General features: G+C 38.7%; 17 protein-coding genes. 8 read left to right on the top strand and 9 right to left on the bottom strand.

Annotated elements, in window-relative coordinates:
* Positions 1-176: 176 nt before the first annotated feature.
* The gene (locus OK025_RS18910; protein WP_317666138.1) at positions 177-809 is read right to left on the bottom strand and encodes a response regulator transcription factor; all 633 of its coding nucleotides are present in this window, start codon (positions 807-809) and stop codon (positions 177-179) included.
* Positions 810-821: 12 nt separating this feature from the next.
* Positions 822-3,068, bottom strand: a complete 2,247-nt coding sequence (locus OK025_RS18905; protein WP_317666136.1) for a sensor histidine kinase — start codon at positions 3,066-3,068, stop codon at positions 822-824.
* Between the two features lie 152 nt (positions 3,069-3,220).
* Between OK025_RS18905 and OK025_RS18900 the strand changes: the two genes are divergently transcribed.
* Both OK025_RS18900 and OK025_RS18895 read left to right on the top strand, forming a co-directional pair.
* Positions 3,221-3,550, top strand: coding sequence for a DMT family transporter (locus tag OK025_RS18900; protein WP_075992835.1), 330 nt, complete (start codon positions 3,221-3,223; stop codon positions 3,548-3,550).
* Between the two features lie 53 nt (positions 3,551-3,603).
* Positions 3,604-4,902, top strand: a complete 1,299-nt coding sequence (locus OK025_RS18895) for a DEAD/DEAH box helicase (protein WP_317666133.1) — start codon at positions 3,604-3,606, stop codon at positions 4,900-4,902.
* A 155-nt stretch (positions 4,903-5,057) separates the two neighbouring features.
* Here OK025_RS18895 and OK025_RS18890 read toward each other — a convergent pair whose 3' ends face one another.
* The 3 genes from OK025_RS18890 to recQ all read right to left on the bottom strand — a co-directional run bounded on the left by OK025_RS18890 (position 5,058) and on the right by recQ (position 9,257).
* Entirely contained in the window at positions 5,058-6,152 is a 1,095-nt protein-coding gene (locus tag OK025_RS18890; RefSeq protein ID WP_317666132.1) for an SGNH/GDSL hydrolase family protein, read from the bottom strand.
* Positions 6,153-6,236: 84 nt separating this feature from the next.
* Positions 6,237-7,052 carry a 3-deoxy-8-phosphooctulonate synthase gene (kdsA, locus tag OK025_RS18885; protein ID WP_317666130.1) on the bottom strand — a complete coding sequence of 272 codons (816 nt, stop codon included), beginning with the start codon at positions 7,050-7,052 and terminating at the stop codon, positions 6,237-6,239.
* A gap of 15 nt (positions 7,053-7,067) precedes the next feature.
* Positions 7,068-9,257: a DNA helicase RecQ gene (gene recQ / locus OK025_RS18880; protein ID WP_317666128.1), complete on the bottom strand. Its 2,190-nt coding sequence runs from the start codon at positions 9,255-9,257 to the stop codon at positions 7,068-7,070.
* A 101-nt stretch (positions 9,258-9,358) separates the two neighbouring features.
* Between recQ and OK025_RS18875 the strand changes: the two genes are divergently transcribed.
* From OK025_RS18875 to OK025_RS18860, 4 genes are all read left to right on the top strand, one after another.
* Positions 9,359-10,324, top strand: coding sequence for a KpsF/GutQ family sugar-phosphate isomerase (locus OK025_RS18875; protein WP_317666126.1), 966 nt, complete (start codon positions 9,359-9,361; stop codon positions 10,322-10,324).
* Between the two features lie 98 nt (positions 10,325-10,422).
* Positions 10,423-10,797 (top strand): DUF1573 domain-containing protein, encoded by a 375-nt coding sequence (locus OK025_RS18870; RefSeq protein WP_075992841.1) that lies wholly within the window; start codon positions 10,423-10,425, stop codon positions 10,795-10,797.
* 97 nt (positions 10,798-10,894) lie between these two features.
* Positions 10,895-12,094: a pyridoxal phosphate-dependent aminotransferase gene (locus tag OK025_RS18865; protein WP_317666124.1), complete on the top strand. Its 1,200-nt coding sequence runs from the start codon at positions 10,895-10,897 to the stop codon at positions 12,092-12,094.
* A 161-nt stretch (positions 12,095-12,255) separates the two neighbouring features.
* Positions 12,256-12,549, top strand: a complete 294-nt coding sequence (locus OK025_RS18860) for a hypothetical protein (RefSeq protein ID WP_075992843.1) — start codon at positions 12,256-12,258, stop codon at positions 12,547-12,549.
* Between the two features lie 44 nt (positions 12,550-12,593).
* Here the strand turns inward: OK025_RS18860 and cmk are convergent, their stop codons facing one another.
* From cmk to topA, 3 genes are read right to left on the bottom strand one after another with little or no spacing between them, the layout of a single operon-like run.
* Positions 12,594-13,289: a (d)CMP kinase gene (gene cmk / locus OK025_RS18855; RefSeq protein ID WP_317666121.1), complete on the bottom strand. Its 696-nt coding sequence runs from the start codon at positions 13,287-13,289 to the stop codon at positions 12,594-12,596.
* Entirely contained in the window at positions 13,289-13,702 is a 414-nt protein-coding gene (locus OK025_RS18850) for a hypothetical protein (protein WP_046672862.1), read from the bottom strand. The genes cmk and OK025_RS18850 overlap by 1 nt, the downstream gene beginning before the upstream one ends.
* Before the next feature lie 2 nt (positions 13,703-13,704).
* Positions 13,705-16,104, bottom strand: coding sequence for a type I DNA topoisomerase (topA, locus tag OK025_RS18845; protein WP_317666118.1), 2,400 nt, complete (start codon positions 16,102-16,104; stop codon positions 13,705-13,707).
* A 378-nt stretch (positions 16,105-16,482) separates the two neighbouring features.
* Between topA and OK025_RS18840 the strand changes: the two genes are divergently transcribed.
* Positions 16,483-17,397: a glycerophosphodiester phosphodiesterase family protein gene (locus OK025_RS18840; protein WP_201668209.1), complete on the top strand. Its 915-nt coding sequence runs from the start codon at positions 16,483-16,485 to the stop codon at positions 17,395-17,397.
* Positions 17,398-17,507: 110 nt separating this feature from the next.
* Here the strand turns inward: OK025_RS18840 and OK025_RS18835 are convergent, their stop codons facing one another.
* Positions 17,508-18,323 carry a patatin-like phospholipase family protein gene (locus OK025_RS18835; protein ID WP_317666115.1) on the bottom strand — a complete coding sequence of 272 codons (816 nt, stop codon included), beginning with the start codon at positions 18,321-18,323 and terminating at the stop codon, positions 17,508-17,510.
* A 110-nt stretch (positions 18,324-18,433) separates the two neighbouring features.
* Here OK025_RS18835 and OK025_RS18830 point away from each other — a divergent pair, with 110 nt between their 5' ends.
* Positions 18,434-19,138 carry a DsbA family oxidoreductase gene (locus OK025_RS18830; RefSeq protein WP_317666113.1) on the top strand — a complete coding sequence of 235 codons (705 nt, stop codon included), beginning with the start codon at positions 18,434-18,436 and terminating at the stop codon, positions 19,136-19,138.
* Positions 19,139-19,169 lie beyond the last annotated feature (31 nt).

The following is a 19,169-nucleotide window of genomic DNA, read 5'->3' as shown; positions in this document are numbered from 1 at the left end:
GAATCTTAAAATAGATCAATGAATCGAAGACCGAAACAATGTCTTCTCTTGAAATAGCGCAAAATACTAGTTTTCAACAATGCACTTGATACCTTCTATTTTAAATCAATAATAGCAAAAGTATCAAATGCCTGGAGATCTTTTCATCCCTGAAATCAGGGAATTGGAGAATTTAATTAGTTTTCCCGAATTAATCCGTATTCAATAGCCGATTTTACTGCAGCAGTAACACTTTTGGTTTGAAATTTCTCCATTAGATTCTTGCGATGGCTTTCTACCGTATGTGAACTGATAAACAATGAATCTGCAATTTGGTTTGTTGTCATTCCTTGCGCTACGAAAGTAAGCACTTCTTTCTCACGACGTGTCAATTTTGGTACTTGCTTAAGCCCCATTTCCACTTTCTTATTCAAGATAGCCCGAGTTTTTTCACAGAGATATCTTCTTCCAACAAGAACAGCGGAAATGGCAGAAAGTATTTCATCACCATTTGCATTTTTCTGTAAATAGGCATTGGCGCCCTCATTTAAAATGCTGTTGATCACTGCAAATTCATTGTGGACACTAAACGCAATAATTTTTAAATCCTTATTACTATCCTTCAGGCCTTTAACCAAATCGATACCGTTAGCATCCGGTAGATTGATATCAAGTAGCAATACCAATGGCATATCAGTAGCAATACGATGGAACAGTTCAGTTGCACTGGAATACATACCCACTACTTCAAAATCCTCATGCGCATTTATAATGTTTTTCAATCCCTCAAGTAGCAAAGGGTGATCGTCTGTAATCGCTATTTTTATCATTTTTCCAAAAAGTTAAATCATGGGTAATTCCAATTCAATGGTTGTACCCGCTCCATTCTCCGACATAACCTTCATTTCCCCGTTTAGAAACGAAAGTCTTGATCGCACATTATGCATTCCTGCAGAATGCTGCAAATCGACACTTTCCATATCAAAACCCTTGCCATCATCTTCAATTGTAATATGTAAACGTTTATTATGTGAAGAAAGCTGTATTAAAATATTGGTCGCATTAGCATGCTTCAACGCGTTATTCACCAATTCTTGAATAACTCTATACAAAGAAATCTCCTGTTCCGTACTTAGGGTTGATTCGAATTGTAAAAATTCACATTCAACTTGACATGTAGATTGACTCATTCGGCTTGCATAGTCTCTTAAAGTTTCTTTCAAACCAAATTTTACAATTAAATCTGGCATAAGATTATGCGCAAGCCGGCGAAGTTCATCGACAGCCCCGTCCAGCAAATCAATGCTTCGATCGATTCCTGCTTTCATGGTTTCTTGCTCCAAAGCATTTTTATTGATGGCTGATAATCCCAATTTGGTACTTGACAGTAAACCTCCCAATCCATCATGAAGGTCGCGAGCAAGACGGGTACGCTCTTTCTCTTCCCCTGCCAACATCGCAGTCAGGTTTTTAATGGCATGTTGTTGATTATTCTTTTCTATCTCAAGCTCATGCAAATGTTCCTTTTGCTTCAATGCCTTTGAACGTTGCCAGTAGGCGTAAAACAACAATACGGTCACAATCAAACAACTGATAAATAACCAGATATAGATCGAATTCATCCGTGACTTGAAAGCAATCTGTTTTTTGGAAACATCAAGCTCCTGTAAGCGTTGTTCATTTTCCAGTCGGCTTAATTGCAGATCCTGCTCCTTCTTATCCCGTTCGAGCTGCAATACTTTAAGTTGCTGGCTTCGATTCAGTTCATTTAACTTCAAATTCTCCACCAGTTGATGCTGCCTATCATTCAAGGCTTTCATCAACTTGATCTGCTGTTCCTTTTTCTCCCCTTCCAATCGAAGCCGCATTAACTTTTGGTTTTGCAGTTCACGCTCATACTTCAGCTCCAGCTGCTTCGTTTTATCGAGTTTATCCGAATTAAAAGCTTTTTCAAATACATCTATGTAGCTTTTTTGATAATTGAAAGCCTCTTCATATTTACCTTCTTCAACACTTACTTCAGCCAGTCTACTAAATAGGCTTAGTCCCACTTGATAATCGTAATGGGCCTCTCTTTGAAGATTGTACAGTGCCTGCTGCAGATATTTTTTTCCTTCCTCGCGATGCCCCACTTTGAAAGACTCATCAGCGAGGATACCATAAGCAGGTATTGTAATGGCATATTGCCCCGTTTCAGCTGCGATATCTAAAGCCTGTCTGGCGTAGAATATCGCTTTCTTACCGCCATTATCAGGATAAAACTCATGGTACAGATTCGCTAGATTAACTGAAACATACGCTAGATCAGTCGGATTAACCAGATGCTTCTCATTCTTATTGATCAAATTATAAGCCTCAAGATAGTGTTGTTCAGCTTTCCTCAATAGATCACGATCTGCATTATTCGATCTATACTCCTCTTCAAATAGATAACCAGCCTGCATGTAGGCGTCAAATAGGCTATTGACATTCTTCCCTTCTTTAGCCGTTTCTAACAAAAGAGAAGTATACTTCTCCTGGAAATCATAGTTACGCTGATTTGCATAGATAGCTGTAAGCTCTTTATAAACCGCCAATTTTCGGGCGATATTTGCCTCAGTCTGTGGCGCCTTCTCCAAAAATGGAATCGCTTTATGGAATTGGGAAACGGCTTCATCCTCCTTATTCTGCCGCGTCATAACCCATCCATCACAATAATGAACATAACCCTTTATTCCATTATCGGTAACTATGGGGAGTACGGATTTAGCATGTTCTAAATAATACCGTGATTTTTCATATGCATGATCGTTAAAGCTGTTCATGGCTGCAATACAATTCAAATAAGCATAATATTGCTTGTCTGGATAATTTCTTGCCAACTGAATATTATCATTAAGCAGTTGACTGGCCAACGCTTTCTCATTATTAAAATATAAGGCCTGCGCATATTTTCCAGTCAATACAAACCGCTCCTTGCTTCCTAAAGGAAGACTGTAATACGATTTCTTTAACTCCTGCAGTTGCTCTTGGCCAAAAACAGTAAAACAGACACATAAAAAAGTAAAAAATATCAGTACCGATCTCCAAAAATTTTGAATATGCCCCATAAAAAAATAATTGTTCTAGCTATGTGAATTGGCCAAACTTAGATAAATTTACCCTTATACGCAATTCATTATCTCTAAAACAACTTAACTTCTCGCTGTTATTGACCTAATTAACCGAACCTTACCAAACAAAAAATTGTACCTTTGTAACAATGAAATACATTTATCTATTTCTTGCCATAGCCGCTGAGATATTTGCAACCACTTTTCTAAAGAAGTCTGCAGGTTTTACCCTTATAAAACCTACCCTTATCTGTATTGTAGGTTATATTATTGCCTTCTATTTTTTAAGTATCACACTTAAATACCTCCCCGTCGGAATATCCTATGCAATTTGGTCTGGCGTTGGTATCGTTGCCATTACACTGATTGGTATGTTCTTATTCAAACAGATTCCCGATACAGCAGCCATTATCGGCATGGTATTGATTGTTGTTGGAGTCATTATTATCAATCTATTTTCAAAAATGGGCGCACATTAGCTGATCTAAGATCTAAATTTGTATTTTTGTAACTTACATAAATAAAAGGATACGTGTCGTTAGAGAAACTAAAACTTAGCAAAAGATTGACTGCTACGATGACTGAACTCGGTTATCTGGCTCCAAAGGAAATTCAAAGTAGATGCATTTCCAGAATTCTTGGTGGACAGGATGTGATTGCCATCGCTCCGGAAGGTGCTGGCAAAACCACAACTTATGTCTTATCTACCTTGATGAAGTTGAAATTCACAACAGATGAAGCTCCGAAGTTTTTGATCTTGGCGCCTAATGAAGAACGTATCGACGAAATTGTTGAGAGATTCTACCAATTAAGCAAAAATAAAGGTCTACGCATCATTGGATTGCGGGCTTCAGGTAGCATGGAAGAAGAAATCGAAGAACTGGTTGATGGAAAAGATATTGTTGTAGCTACTCCAAATCGTGCAAGAGCGGTCTATCTTAAATTGGCCTTGAATCTCAACCGTATTCAGACATTAATTATTGATGATGCTGAAGAGATTATCAAACAAGGAATGCAAAATACAGTAAGGGAATTAGCCGAAAGCTGTGGAAAGGTACAACATTTGGTTTTCAGTACTGTTGAACACCAAAAACTTTATGACATGATCGACAATTTCATGAATGAAAATTGTGCCTCAGTCGAAATAGATGAACTTGAAAATGACACGGTCGACACCCTAGATCTATTATTATATCATGTTCCTAATTTCACAACAAAGATCAATTTATTAAATCTTCTGTTGCAGGATAAAGATGTATTTCAAAAAGTAGTCGTCTTTGTAAACTCGAAACTTACTGCCCAAAAGTTGGCCAGCAGTTTGTTCAGTAGCAATAAAGAAGAAATTGCCATCCTCAATCCATTGTTCTACGATGATTTTGGCTATGAAACCATGGAAGATTTCAAGGAAAATAATCAATCTCGTGTCTTGATTATTGCACGGGAAAATACAAACGATGTGGACCTTTCCGCTATTCCATTCATTTTTCAATTTGAGTTACCGAATGAAAAGGAGGAATTCTTAAATCATCTTGTTAAAAATGACGATAATGAAGAATCGGTCGTATTGACTTTCACAACAGATCTGGAATTACCAATGGTTAAAAAAATAGAACAGGCCGTCGGTAAAAGAATGGATGTTTTGGAATTGCCTGAGGATCTTGCAATCTATAATCCCATCACCGACAAAAAGAAAAAGTCGAGCAAAGAGGAAGATAAAGAAGATCTGTCCCGTGGCGGTGCTTTTCACCAAAAGAAAGAAAGCAATGCCAAGACCTTTAATTATGGAGGCGGCGAAAAGGCAAAAATGACGATGAAAATGAAAAAGAAATAAAATAGAAAAGGGAAGTTTAAAACTTCCCTTTTCTATTTTATTATTGTGCTGACGGATGTATGCTAATCCAATAAATCTGTTTCATATACGATGCCCTATTATTGATTCAGTGAATTCCGAACGCTCATATCCAGAGCGTCCCCATTAAGAATAGCCTACTTTAGAATTTTCTTCAACAATTTAATATACGCATTTGCGATTCTTTCCATACCTTGATCATTTGGATGAGCATAATCTACAGTCGAATTCAGATCCAGATTAAGCTCTTGGCTCGACAATAAGAAAAGCTGACGACCCCCTTTCGATTGTAATTTTTCAAACGCAGCTTTCAGTACACGGCTGCTTTGCTGATACTCTGCATTTTTGTCTTCATTGAAAACCTCTGCTATACTTCCCGAACTATGCTGGGTCAAAATGATAGGCGTTGCGGGATGTTCTTTTCTTAAAAATGTCACCGCATGGACCAACAAAGAATCCAATTGTGTTTCTGTTAACGATTTCGAAATAGCCAGATTGGGAATACAATCGAGAATATAACAAGCGGCATCTTCTTGGTTCATCATATTTAAAATAGGCTGTTCAAGCCGACCATTTCCAGAGAAACATAAATTGATCACTTCGTTATTAAATGCCCTTCCTACCTGACTGGTCCAAGCCAAACCAGGACGGCTTGTACAGGCCCCCTGTCCAATCGAAGTTCCATAAACAACAATAGGTTTTGCCGTTGTGGTATGAGTATATGTTAATTTAGCCGTATTAGGCACACCAATCTTTAACCACTTAACAGTATTGTAGAGCGGAAGATATAAGCGGTAATTAAATTTTTCATTGCGCCCAATATTCTTCCACGTATAAGAAATAGTATCCGAAAAATCGTAACTGCCATAAGCCCACTTCCATTCTTTCTTTGCCGTATCATAAGCATAAAGATCCAGCCCACTAACACCTGTTGTTGGCATATGGGGCATATTTAAGCCTCCGACAACTTGGTATTGAACTGTAATCTCAGGCGAAGAAGTTTGAAAGTCAATATAGAATCCAGCGCTATTCTTACCTAGCTCCCATACAGGTTTACGTACCTGACTTTCCAATTCATCCGGAAGTCTGTTGAAGGCTGAAAGCTTCTGATTCTCCAACCTACCTTCCACATGTTTATCTTCTAGTGGAGAAAACCAACTATAATTCTCCTGCGCTTTAATGGCAGAAAAAAACAACAAAAAAAACGCTGTCAACGCAACTTTTGATAACATATAATAATTTAGCTTTAAGTTTGATATAATTGATTATAAAAAAGGAGCCTATTGGCTCCTTTTTAATGTGATTTATTTATTATACTATAAAATAGCTTGTCTAACTCGTACCAGTTTTTCCATCAAGCCTTCAAGTAAATCCAAATGTAACATATTGGCGCCATCAGATTTCGCATTTGCAGGATCAGGATGTGTTTCTATAAACAGACCGTCAGCTCCCACGGCGATAGCTGCTTTCGCGATTGTTTCAATTAAAGCTGGTTTTCCTCCTGTTACGCCAGAAGTCTGATTCGGTTGTTGCAAGGAATGTGTACAGTCCATCACTGTGGGTACGTTAAAAGCACGCATTTCGGGAATCCCTCGATAATCTACAATGAGATCCTGATAGCCGAATGTATTGCCACGATCAGTTAAAAAAACCTTTTCATTTCCAGATTCCACGATTTTATCTACTGCAAATTTCATAGATCCAGCGCTCAAAAACTGGCCTTTTTTTACATTGACCACCTTATTCGTTTTTGCCGCCGCAACCAATAAATCAGTCTGTCTGCACAAAAATGCTGGAATTTGAAGAACGTCAACGTATGCAGCTGCCATTTCTGCTTCGTGGCTCTCATGGATATCTGTCACCGTAGGTACACCAAAAGTTTTCCCAACTTTTTCTAAAATCTTCAGCGCCTTTTCATCACCTATTCCCATAAATGAATCTAGGCGGGACCGATTGGCCTTACGGTAGGATCCCTTGAAAATGTAAGGAATATTAAGTTTATCTGTAATTGTAACAATCTTTTCAGCAATACGCAAAGCGATTTCTTCTCCCTCTATTGCACATGGCCCTGCCATTAAAAAGAAATTCTGCGATGTCCCATTCTTTATTTCGGGAATGTACCTGTTAATCATAAAATTATAAAAATATTAATTGCCAAGCTCTGATAAAAATTTGATTCGCATCAATTGGAGATCTTCATAACTGTAATCATCCCCTCCAAGTTCTTTAAGCGCATCATTAATTGAATCAGTCTCCGCTGTCTTAAAATAGTCGTATACCTCATCCTGGCGATCCTCATCAATAATCTCATCAATAAAATAATTGATATTGATTTTTGTGCCCGCATTTACAATCGTTTCTATTTCCTTCAATATTTCCTCGTAAGTTATCCCCTTAGCTGAAGCAATATCATCCAATGCAATTTTACGATCGATATTTTGAATAATAGACACCTTTAATGCCGATTTATTAGCTGTACTTTTAATGACAAGATCTACAGGTCTATCGATTTCATTTTCCTCAACGTAATCTTTGATCAAGGCAATAAATGGTCCGCCAAATTTAATCGCTTTACCATTCCCTACTCCCTGGATCTGTTTCAACTCATCGATGGCAATTGGATAATGTGTACACATTTCTTCCAGCGAAGGATCTTGAAAGATGACAAACGGAGGCAATGACTTCCCTTTTGCAATTTTCTTGCGTAGGTCTTTAAGCATACCCAACAAGACGGTATCTAAAGCTCCTGTGCCGTGCCCTGTATCTTCCGAATTTGTGCTATCTCCCCCTTCAATTGGACGATTCAAAACAAATTTTAGTTGATAAGGGTTATCCAGATAATGACGGCCAATATCTGTCAATTTTAAAAGGCCATAATGATCAATATCTTTTTCAATAAAGTTATCAAGCACAGCCTGTCTAAGCAAAGATTTCCAATAGATAACACCTTTCTCTTTACCCGTTCCGAAAAGACGATGTTCATCATGTTTATAGGAAGATACAGGTTGATTATTTTGACCCATCATGACGTTGATCACGTGATGATCATCAAATTTCTCGCCCTGCTCCTGAATGAAGCCCAGTACATTTTTCAAGGAGTCTTCGGCCTCAAAATATTCTTTCTCCGAGCGGCAGTTGTCGCACATATTATTACAGCCCTGCTCGTCAAAATTTTCACCAAAATAATGAAGAATTTGTTTACGACGACATACTGCAGACTCCGAATAATCAATAACCTCTTTTAAGATCTGTGTCCCGATCTCGCGTTCGGCCACAGGTTTATCTTTCATAAACTTGGTCAGCTTTTCAACATCTTTTTCCGAATAAAAAGCCAAACAATAACCATCGCCCCCATCACGTCCTGCACGTCCAGTTTCCTGGTAATATCCTTCCATGGATTTAGGAATATCATGGTGAATGACATAACGAACGTCCGGTTTGTCTATTCCCATACCAAAAGCAATGGTAGCCACAATCACTTCGACATCCTCCATCAAAAACTTATCCTGTGTATCAGCTCTCGTTTTCGCATCTAGACCAGCATGATAAGGTAAAGCTTTGATACCATTTAGGTTCAAAACCTCACTGATTTCCTCTACCTTTTTACGGCTCAAACAATAGACAATACCAGTCTTTCCCGATTTGGTTTTGATAAAACGAACAATCTCTTTAACAACATCTTTTTTAGGTCTTACCTCGTAATATAAATTGCTCCGATTAAATGATGACTTAAATAAAACGGCATCATTCATCTGTAAATTTTTACGGATATCCGACTGAACTTTAGGAGTAGCAGTCGCCGTAAGAGCTATGATAGGAATATTAGCACCTATTTCGTTGATTACCTGCCGTATTTTACGATATTCTGGTCTGAAATCGTGCCCCCATTCCGAAATACAATGCGCTTCGTCAACCGCTACGAAAGAGACGGTAATCTGATGTAAGAATTCCAAATTATCTTGCTTAGCAAGTGATTCTGGAGCTACATACAGTAATTTGGTCTTCCCAGCGAGTACATCATCCTTAACCTTTGTAATTTCGCTCTTATTCAATGATGAATTTAAAAAATGAGCGATACTATCTTCGCCACCGAATGCACGAAGCTGATCTACCTGGTTTTTCATTAAAGCAATCAGCGGAGAAATAACAATTGCAGTTCCCTTACTCATAAGAGCAGGAAGCTGATAGCAAATTGATTTCCCTCCTCCGGTTGGCATTATTACAAAAGTATCTCTTCGTTGAAGAATACTAGTTATAATTGCCTCTTGATCCCCTTTAAAAGTATCAAAACCAAAAAAATCTTGTAAATTGTCGAAAAGTGATTTTTCTATTTCCATTGCGCCTTGGGCAAAAATAAGATAGATAAATGAAGAAATAATCTTGAAAAATAATCTATTTTTGCAATCTATTCTAATACATAAAAGTAAGAGTATTTTTTGTGAAAAACAACTACGAAATAAAAAATATAGCGATTCAAGCTATTCAAGAAGAAGCCAAGGCAGTAGCTGCTTTAGCTCAATATATTGATGATGATTTTGTTACCGTTGTCGATCGTATTCTAAGCTTAAAGGGCCGCGTCATTGTAACTGGAATTGGCAAAAGTGCTATTATCGCTCAAAAGATTGTAGCCACGCTAAATTCGACAGGCACACCATCGATCTTTATGCATGCGGCTGATGCTATCCACGGAGACCTTGGTATTATCCAACAAAATGATTTAATTATTGCGATCTCTAAAAGTGGTAATACACCTGAAATTAAAGTACTTGTCCCGTTTTTAAAACAGACAAAAAATGTATTGGTTGCTCTGGTCGGAAATACGGAATCTTACCTCGCTAAAAATGCAGACTATATCTTAAACACGACCGTTGAAAAAGAAGCGTGTCCTAACAACCTTGCTCCGACGTCAAGTACAACAGCTCAGTTAGCCATGGGTGATGCGCTTGCAGTCGTATTACAAGAGTGCCGCGATTTCACGGATAAAGATTTTGCAAAATACCATCCAGGAGGAGCATTAGGAAAAAAACTGTATTTAAGAGTCGGCGATCTATCCGATCAGAACGGCAAACCCAGTGTCCAACCGCAAGCCACTGTAAGTGATATCATCATCACCATAACAAAGTTTAGACTTGGAGCTGTAGCGGTGTTGGATGCTGACCAAATACTCGGCATCATCACTGACGGTGATATCCGTCGTATGCTGGAGAAACACACCAATTTAGCAGCAATTACTGCCGCCGATATCATGGGAAAATCACCAAAAATCATTGACAAAAATGAATTGGCAGCCAATGCTCTCCATATTATGCGTGAAAATAACATCACACAACTACTGGTTTCCGACAAAGGGAATTATGCGGGTGTTATCCACATACAGGACCTATTGAAAGAAGGTATAATATAACTGTAATAAAGTTGTTAGATGTACAATAAATTGGCAATAAATATTAAATTTGGCATATCAGTTGTACTATTTTAATCGTAAAGTAATATTTTAGAAGCATGAAAAAGTATATAACAATCTTAGCAGTGATCATTTCCTTTATTGGTTTTTCTTCGATGCAGACAGGACAAGGGGAATTTAAATTCGAAAAAGAAACCCATGATTTTGGCAAAATTCCGGCCGGTACGCCCGTTTCGTATAATTTCAAGTTTTCAAACACAGGCAGTGAGCCAATTATCATTTCAAATGTTGTGCCTACCTGCGGATGTTCTGTAGCAGAATTTACGAAAACGCCAATTAAACCAGGCGAAAGCGGAACGATCAAAGTGACTTACAATGCGGCGGCAAAAGCTCCATTCACAAAGAGTTTCACCGTACAGTCGAACACCAAGACTCCTGTAAAAACGCTATATATTAAGGGTATTGTAGAATAACAATCCTCGTAAATAAAACGAAAAAAGCCACATGATGATGTGGCTTTTTTCGTTTTATTTTGGTTAGCTTTGCACTACTAATTTTAAAAAAACTATAATGCCAGTAATATCAGAAAAAGGGCTGAATATGCCTGCGTCGCCTATTAGAAAGTTGACGCCATATGCTGATCAAGCAAAAAAAGAAGGTAAAAAGATATACCACCTCAATATCGGACAACCTGATATCCAAACACCTGAAGTGATGCTTAATGCTTTGAAAAATATAGAGTTCAAAGTGTGGGCCTACACACCTTCTGAAGGTACAGCCTCTTATCGAAATAAGTTAGCAGAATATTATAATAAGCTAAATTATAATATTGAGCCAACAGATATATTAGTAACGAATGGCGGTTCGGAAGCGATTATGATTGCTATGCAAGCCTGTTTAAATGAAGGAGAAGAGATTATCATTCCAGAGCCATTTTATGCAAATTACAATGGTTTTGCGTGTTCCTCTGATGTTGTAATCAAACCAATCATGTCCTATATTGAAAGTGGATTTGCATTACCTTCTATCGCTGAATTTGAAAAAGTAATTACCCCTAAAACCAAAGCGATCTGCATCTGTAATCCAAATAACCCGACGGGTTACCTTTACTCCAGAGAAGAACTCGAAGCTCTTCGTGAACTTTGTCTAAAATATGATCTTTACCTTTTTTCAGATGAGGCCTACCGTGAATTTTGTTACGATAGCAGAGAATTTATCTCACCAATGCATTTAGAAGGTCTCGAAAATAATGTGGTTATTTTTGATACAGTATCAAAACGCTACTCTGCTTGTGGTGCGCGTATTGGTTGTATCATTACCAAAAATAAAGAACTATATCAGACTGCACTGAAATTTGCGCAAGCTCGCTTAAGCCCTTCGCTGGAAGGTCAAATTGCGGGTGAAGCTGCTGTTGATACACCAGACAGTTACTTTGAAGCAGTATCCAAGGAATACACAGCAAGAAGAGACACCCTCGTGAAAGGACTTAACGCCATTGAAGGAGTTTACTCGCCTAACCCAGGTGGTGCATTTTACGTCGTTGCCAAACTACCGATTGACAATGCTGATAAATTCTGCCAATGGATGTTGGAAGAGTTCTCTTACAATAACGAAACAGTAATGATGGCTCCCGCTACGGGTTTTTACAGTACGGAGGGTGCTGGTGTAAATGAAGTACGCCTTGCCTATGTGCTTAATCAAGAAGATCTTAATAAAGCATTGGTTTGCCTAGAGAAAGCTCTTCAAGTGTATCCGGGACGTAAAAATTAATAACAAAATAACAGGACTTATGAAAGGCGGGACAGGCATGTTCCGCCTTTTTCTTTTTTGTAGTTCCTTCCCATAAACTCCTCGTCTATTTGCTTTTTAAAAAAAACAAAACAAACTTTCGAGGCATCTTGTTCTTATTATAGTAACCAAAACGATTTCATATGGATAAATTGAAGAAATTCCAATTGATGGAAAAAATAGCAAGAGAATTAGAAGATGTCAGAAATAGTCAACAAGCTGTTTTGGAAAAAATAGGCAAAATCGAAGTTGATAACATTGAACTCGGCGATAAGAATATTGAAAAAACAATTCCCGATATCTATCAGCGTACAGCAGATAATTCAGATGCTATCAAAGCTCTTCTGGAGTCTTTTCAAGAGCAGACAGCAGAATTCGGAGAGAAAAACAATGTTGGAAAACTATTGGAACAACAGCAGATCAATAGCGTAAAATAGCCAAAAAAAGGAGGCCGACTAAATAATCGGCCTCCTTTTTTGTTTTATGAATGGGCTTTTGCAGCCTTAGCTTTTAAATATTCTTCTTCAACAAAATGAAGCTGTTGTTCCGGTGTCAGATTTGAATTGTCCAAAACAATAGCGTCTTCGGCTTGCCGTAATGGACTTTCCGCGCGCGTACTATCGATACGGTCACGAGTAGAAAGATTCTCCACGACTTCTTCTAAAGTCACGTCCTCTCCTTTTTCCGTCAACTCCAGATAACGCCTCGCGGCACGTACTTTAGGGTCTGCCGTCATAAAAATTTTCAGATCAGCATCTGGAAAAACGGTAGTACCGATGTCACGGCCATCCATAATAATATTTCGTCTGCTACCCAATTTTTGCTGCTGGGCAACCATAGCTGCCCGAACAGCTTTGATCGCACTCACATCGCTGACTCTATCAGAAATATACATCTGACGGATCTCTTCCGAGATATCCTCATCGTTTAGATGAATTTCCGTTTTTATTGCATTTGGGATAAAATCAATGTGGATATCTTTCAGTGCATTTTCGATCGCTTCTTGATCATCCAGCGCTATCTCATGCCGGATAAAATAGAGTGTGACGGCCCTATACATAGCGCCACTGTCAATAAAGGCAAACTTCAGTTTTTTTGCCAAAGCCTTTGCCAGGGTACTTTTACCGCAGGAGGAAAAACCATCTATGGCAATAATAAAATTGTGACGTCCACTCATTATTCGTTTCCTCCTATGATTACACCGGGACGATTGACCAAAGGAACCTTAGTCAGGTTACCATCCACAATGCTTTCGGGTAAAAAGATATATTTTTTATCGTAAATAATATTATCAATATAAAAACTCAACCAATATTCATTTGTCAACCCGAATACCTGTTCGTCAATCGCTTCAACACGATCGAAAGATTTAGCTTCTATATTTCCAATAAAATGACGCAAAGTCGTTGTTGTTACTTGTCGACCATCCTTTTCGCCATAACCTTTTGAGCTGATCAGCACATTCTGAATGGCAATGTTCTTGTCATTGATAACATAGACAGTCCAATTTTTTGTCTCCACCGTCTCACCTTCCAAAACAACGGCGATCATAATGTCTTTGACAATATTTTCAGGCAAATCTGCTTTCATCCTTATTTAGACTTTGTAGTTTTTTTAGCTGGAGCCTTCTTTGCTGTAGCTTTTTTTGCTACAGTTTTCTTTTCTGTTGTTTTTGCTTTGGTCGCTTTTCCTTTCGGAGCATCCGCCTCAGCCCATTTCAGCACATCCGCATACGTGATTTTTTCGATCTCAGTTCCTTTAGGGATTTTCAGATTTTGCTTACCAAAACGAATAAATGGCCCCCAGCGTCCCTGTTCGATTTGAGCATCTGGATTTTCATCAAAAACCCGAATCACTTTCTCGATATCTTTCTGACGTTTGTCTTTGATAATCTGTACCGCCTCTTCTTCTGTTACGTACAAAGGATCAACACCTTTTGGTAAGGAGTAAAACGATGAATTGTGACGTATATAAGGTCCAAATCGTCCCACCGCGACAGTCATTTCTTTATCTTCAAATAAACCGACTTTTTTCGGTAATTTGAACAATTCCATGGCATCCTCAAAAGTAATGGTTTCGATCATTTGTCCCTTCCTCAGGGAAGCAAAACGAGGTTTTTCTTCATCCTCAGGAGAACCAATCTGTACCAACGGGCCGAACTTACCAATGCGAACCGAAACGGGCTTACCGGAAACTGGATCGACACCGAGCTCACGCTCATTATTCGCACGATCTGCATTTACTAAAGTATCTTCTACTTCAGAATGAAAAGGTCCATAGAAATCATGCAACATTTTTGTCCATTCGGTCAGTCCATGCGCAATATCGTCAAATTCTTTTTCTACGTTGGCCGTAAAATGAAAATCCACAATACCGTTGAAGTGTTCAACCAAAAAGTCATTCACCACAACACCGATATCCGTTGGAAACATTTTTCCTTTTTCGGCACCGGTTATTTCTGTTTTTGTTACCGCTGTTAATTCAGCATCCTTTAATGTCAGTACACGGTAATCGCGCGATTTACCTTCACGCTCTTCCTTGACAACATAACCGCGGTTTTGAATCGTTGAAATCGTAGGTGCGTAGGTTGAAGGACGGCCAATTCCCAATTCCTCCAATTTTTTCACCAAAGCAGCTTCCGTATAACGTGCTGGAGGTCGTGTAAAACGCTCCGTTGCCGACATGTTTTTCAAAGTCAATGGCATACCAACGGCTAATGGTGGAAGAATAGCATTGTCACTATCTTCATCCATCGCGTTGTCTTGATCGTCATCCAAGGATTCCATGTAAACTTTCAAGAACCCATCAAATTTCATAACCTCTCCTGAAGCATTCAAATCTTCGGTACGGGTTGAGATGTCGATCTTTGCCAATGTACGTTCAAACTCCGCCTCACTCATTTGGGAAGCAATTGCTCTTTTCCAAATAAGCTCATATAATCTTTTTTCGGATGCATCACCATCAATGGTGTGCTCAGAGAAATAAGTAGGGCGAATAGCTTCGTGCGCCTCTTGTGCACCTGATGTTTTTGTTTTATATTTTCTGACTTTATGGTATTGGTTGCCGTAAGCCGATTTGATTTCCTTTTCAGCAGCCTCAATCGCCGTATCACTCAAATTAACAGAATCGGTACGCATATAGGTAATTCGTCCTGATTCATACAGCCTTTGCGCCACCTGCATGGTGCGGGCAACCGAAAATCCAAGCTTTCTACTTGCTTCCTGCTGTAATGTTGATGTGGTAAATGGCGCCGCTGGTGAACGCTTTGCAGGTTTTGTTTCTAGATTTTTTACTGAAAACAGCGCTGCTTTACAATCTTCCAAAAATTTGGTCGCCTCTGCTTCTGTTGCAAAACGCTGCGGAAGTTCGGCTTTAAAACTATCTTTAACTTTTCCCGTATGAAAAAATGCAACGATCTTAAAAGCCGCTTCGGGTTCAAATTTATTGATTTCACGCTCACGATCTACAATCAGACGAACCGCAACAGACTGCACCCGACCAGCAGATAAGGAAGGCTTCACCTTTTTCCATAGAACCGGAGATAATTCAAAACCGACTAATCGATCTAGAACTCTTCGCGCTTGTTGTGCATTTACTAAGTTATAATCTATTTTACGCGGATTGTCAATAGCCTTCAGAATAGCTGGCTTCGTAATCTCATGAAACACAATCCTTTTTGTACTTTCATCTTTTAATCCCAAAGTCTCAAATAAGTGCCATGAGATAGCCTCTCCTTCGCGGTCCTCATCGGACGCTAACCAAACGGTTTCTGCAGCTTTAGCCAATTTCTTCAGTTCACTTACAACCGCCTTTTTGTCGGAGGGAACTTCATACTTTTGTTCAAAATTCTTTTCGGTATCAATTGCATCATCGGTTTTCACCAAGTCGCGAATATGTCCATAACTTGACTTGACCAAAAAATCCTTTCCTAAATACCCTTCTATCGTTTTCGCTTTCGCTGGAGACTCAACTATCAATAAATTTTTCGCCATCTAATTTGAGATTTGTGCAAATAAAGGGAATTCTGAAAGGAATGACAATAATTTCTTGCAAAAAAGACAAAAAAAATAGATTTCATGTCAACAATTAAGAAATTTATCCAAGGACAAAGGACCGCGCAATGGAGTTGAGCTCGACACAGAAACGCTGTCAGATCAAGCGAATTTGCCACTCCAACCACTTTGTTTCCGTCTATTTCAGACAAAAACAAATTCATTTAACTTTATTCGGTTTCGAATCAACCTTCATAAAGTTGCAAAATCAAATATTCGAAACAGTTGAAATACGTATAAGTAAAATATATATGTATATTCGCTTATTCAAAAGGGCAATATATAACAACTCCCCTATTTTGTTTAAATATTTTAATAATGAAAAGAAGTCTTCTCAGAATTGCCTTTTGGGGCACGTTATTACCATTTGTATCTTGTTCAGTTATGAAAGATTCAGCAAAATCAAATTCAGGCAATTTCCCTAAACTTAGTCTGGAAGCACATCGCGGCGGCCGCGGCCTATATCCTGAAGAGTCTATCGCTGCCATGAAAAATGCAATAGATCTGGCAAAGGTGACCACACTGGAAATGGATTGCCACATTACCAAAGACCGTAAGGTTGTTGTCTTTCACGACGATTATCTTAACCCAAAATTTGTATTGAAACCCAATGGCTCCGAAATTTCTGACAAAGATAAACCGCTTAGAATTTATGACATGCTTTATAAAGATCTGATTAAATACGATATCGGATCGAAATTTTATAAAGAGTTTCCTGAACAGAAAAAACAGGTTACACGTATAGCAAAACTATCAGACCTTATTGATAGTACTGAAGCCTACGCTAGTGTAAAAAGGAAAGCGCCGATGTTTTATAATATCGAAGTGAAGAGTAAGGAAGATAAAGATGGCATTTTCCATCCAAGGGTAGAAGAATTTGTGGACCTTATGGTGCAGGTGATCACCGATAAAAAAATTGCTTCGCGAACCGTCATCCAATCGTTTGACAGCAGAGCTATTAAATATCTGCACAAAGCATATCCTCAAATCAAAGTTTCTTATCTTATTGATGCAAACTATACCAAAAGCGTTGAGCAAACAATTGCGGCTTTGGGCTTTACACCTTTTATTATAAGTCCACACTATAAAATAGCTACACGCGATTTTATTGCACAGTGCCATAAAGCGGATATCAAGGTTATTCCATGGACAGTCAATACAAAGGACGAGATCGAACAGCTGAAAGCTGTAAAGGTTGATGGAATTATTAGCGATTACCCCAATTTGTTTTAACAAACACCTTGCTTGTTTCGCTTAGAATGAAAAAAATTGAGTTCTAGTTCATCTCAATGCCAGGAGAAACGAAGCCACACCAAAGCAAAGCAGTTCGTTAATCGCCTCAACTACTTTGCTTTAGTTTTGTTTTTTAATGCTTGGTCAATATATTCCCGTCCCTTTTGAACCAAAAATTCAGAGCGGTGATAATCCCAAAGATTACAGATATTATAGGGAATATCCACCACCACATCGGGATGGTATAAATCAACAATCATACGGCTCATTTTCCTACGCATCACATAGTACGAGGCTTGTAGAATATCCAAGGAATTCGAAGTCTTCGGATCCAGTTTTTTGATAACAGAATATTGTTTATCCGGTTTAGATTCCAGATTGACAGCAATGATTAAATTCTCTTTCTTGGTTACATGATTTATGGGCAATGGATTCAGGACACCACCATCAACGTACACATGGTTCTCCTCTTCTACCGCCGTAAATACAGCTGGAATTGCAATCGAAGCCCGAATGGCATCATACATACTCCCAAAATCCAGCACAACCTCCTTTTCGTAGTTTAGATCTGTCGCAACGGCTTTAAACAAAATTGGAAAAGTCTCTATATTAGCATCGGGGATCACAGATTTCAAGGCGTTAAACACCTTGACCCCCTTCATCATTCCTAGTCCCTTCCAGCTAAAATCCATCATATTAAAGACCGATTTCTTGGTCAGGCGCTGCATCCAATCTTCGAGAACATCCATCTTCCCCTGCGCATAAATACCACCGACAAGTGCTCCTATTGAACAACCTACCACCTCATCGATTTCAAAGCCCAGCTCTTCAAGCCTTCGAATAATACCAATATGCACAAGACCTCTTGCACCACCTCCGCCCAGGACAAGGGTAACTTTACGATTCAAAAAAGCTTTCTCCAGCATAATTATACAAGTACATGAAACACTTGTTTACATCCAAGCAACAATGTAAACAGATATTCATCGTTATTATATGTATTTTTGATTACAATATACGCAGTAAAAAAAGAAATATGAAAATAGAAATTTGGTCGGACATTATTTGTCCATTTTGTTATATTGGCTTGACAAAGCTTGAATTGGCGCTTCAGCAAACCGCAAGTAAGCCAGCCGCTGAAATCATCTGGAAATCGTATCAGCTTAACCCCGACTATCCCGAAGATGCTCCGGAAATGCCAACCTACGATTACCTCGTTCAAACAAAAGGCATGAGCATGGACGATGTGGTTGCGATGACTTCACAGCTTAGTGCGCAGGGAAAAGAGCTGGGTATTGACCTGAATTTTGAAAAAGCAATCGTTGTAAATACAAAAAAAGCCCATCGTCTGATCCATTTTGCCCAGGCACAGCAAAAAGGCACTCAGATCAAAAAAGCCTTATTTAAGGCTCATTTCACCGATGGTCTCGATGTAAATAACAATGAAGTTCTCATCGCTATCGCAACGCAAGAGCAGCTTCCCGCTCAGGAGGTAAAAAACTTATTGGAATCGGATGAATTTGCTTATGATGTTGCACAGGATATCCAAGAAGGAGTCAGCTTAGGACTTCGAGGTGTTCCTTTCTTTGTATTTGACAGAAAATACGCTATCCCCGGAGCACAGCCCATGGAAGTCTTTCACAATACAATAAATGAATGCCTGGCCAGTGAGCCTGCACCTCTTGAACGCAGAGGCGAAGAAGGCCCTTCATGTGATCCTGAAACAGGAAAATGTGAATAAAGAAAGAAAAAATTATTGTTTAATTTTACTA

It is taken from the genome of Sphingobacterium sp. UGAL515B_05 (assembly GCF_033097525.1).
GTDB lineage: Bacteria > Bacteroidota > Bacteroidia > Sphingobacteriales > Sphingobacteriaceae > Sphingobacterium.
The sequence above is the reverse complement of the archived record's forward strand: the minus strand, read 5'-3'. Positions and strand labels throughout refer to the sequence as shown.

Excerpts from the sequence above, each read along its gene's own strand:
- OK025_RS18910 (WP_317666138.1), bottom strand. The coding sequence starts at position 809 with ATGATAAAAATAGCGATTACAGACGATCACCCTTTGCTACTTGAGGGA.
- OK025_RS18905 (WP_317666136.1), bottom strand. The coding sequence starts at position 3,068 with ATGGGGCATATTCAAAATTTTTGGAGATCGGTACTGATATTTTTTACT.
- OK025_RS18900 (WP_075992835.1), top strand. The coding sequence starts at position 3,221 with ATGAAATACATTTATCTATTTCTTGCCATAGCCGCTGAGATATTTGCA.
- OK025_RS18890 (WP_317666132.1), bottom strand. The coding sequence starts at position 6,152 with ATGTTATCAAAAGTTGCGTTGACAGCGTTTTTTTTGTTGTTTTTTTCT.
- kdsA (WP_317666130.1), bottom strand. The coding sequence starts at position 7,052 with ATGATTAACAGGTACATTCCCGAAATAAAGAATGGGACATCGCAGAAT.
- recQ (WP_317666128.1), bottom strand. The coding sequence starts at position 9,257 with ATGGAAATAGAAAAATCACTTTTCGACAATTTACAAGATTTTTTTGGT.
- OK025_RS18870 (WP_075992841.1), top strand. The coding sequence starts at position 10,423 with ATGAAAAAGTATATAACAATCTTAGCAGTGATCATTTCCTTTATTGGT.
- OK025_RS18865 (WP_317666124.1), top strand. The coding sequence starts at position 10,895 with ATGCCAGTAATATCAGAAAAAGGGCTGAATATGCCTGCGTCGCCTATT.
- OK025_RS18860 (WP_075992843.1), top strand. The coding sequence starts at position 12,256 with ATGGATAAATTGAAGAAATTCCAATTGATGGAAAAAATAGCAAGAGAA.
- cmk (WP_317666121.1), bottom strand. The coding sequence starts at position 13,289 with ATGAGTGGACGTCACAATTTTATTATTGCCATAGATGGTTTTTCCTCC.
- OK025_RS18850 (WP_046672862.1), bottom strand. The coding sequence starts at position 13,702 with ATGAAAGCAGATTTGCCTGAAAATATTGTCAAAGACATTATGATCGCC.
- topA (WP_317666118.1), bottom strand. The coding sequence starts at position 16,104 with ATGGCGAAAAATTTATTGATAGTTGAGTCTCCAGCGAAAGCGAAAACG.
- OK025_RS18840 (WP_201668209.1), top strand. The coding sequence starts at position 16,483 with ATGAAAAGAAGTCTTCTCAGAATTGCCTTTTGGGGCACGTTATTACCA.
- OK025_RS18835 (WP_317666115.1), bottom strand. The coding sequence starts at position 18,323 with ATGCTGGAGAAAGCTTTTTTGAATCGTAAAGTTACCCTTGTCCTGGGC.
- OK025_RS18830 (WP_317666113.1), top strand. The coding sequence starts at position 18,434 with ATGAAAATAGAAATTTGGTCGGACATTATTTGTCCATTTTGTTATATT.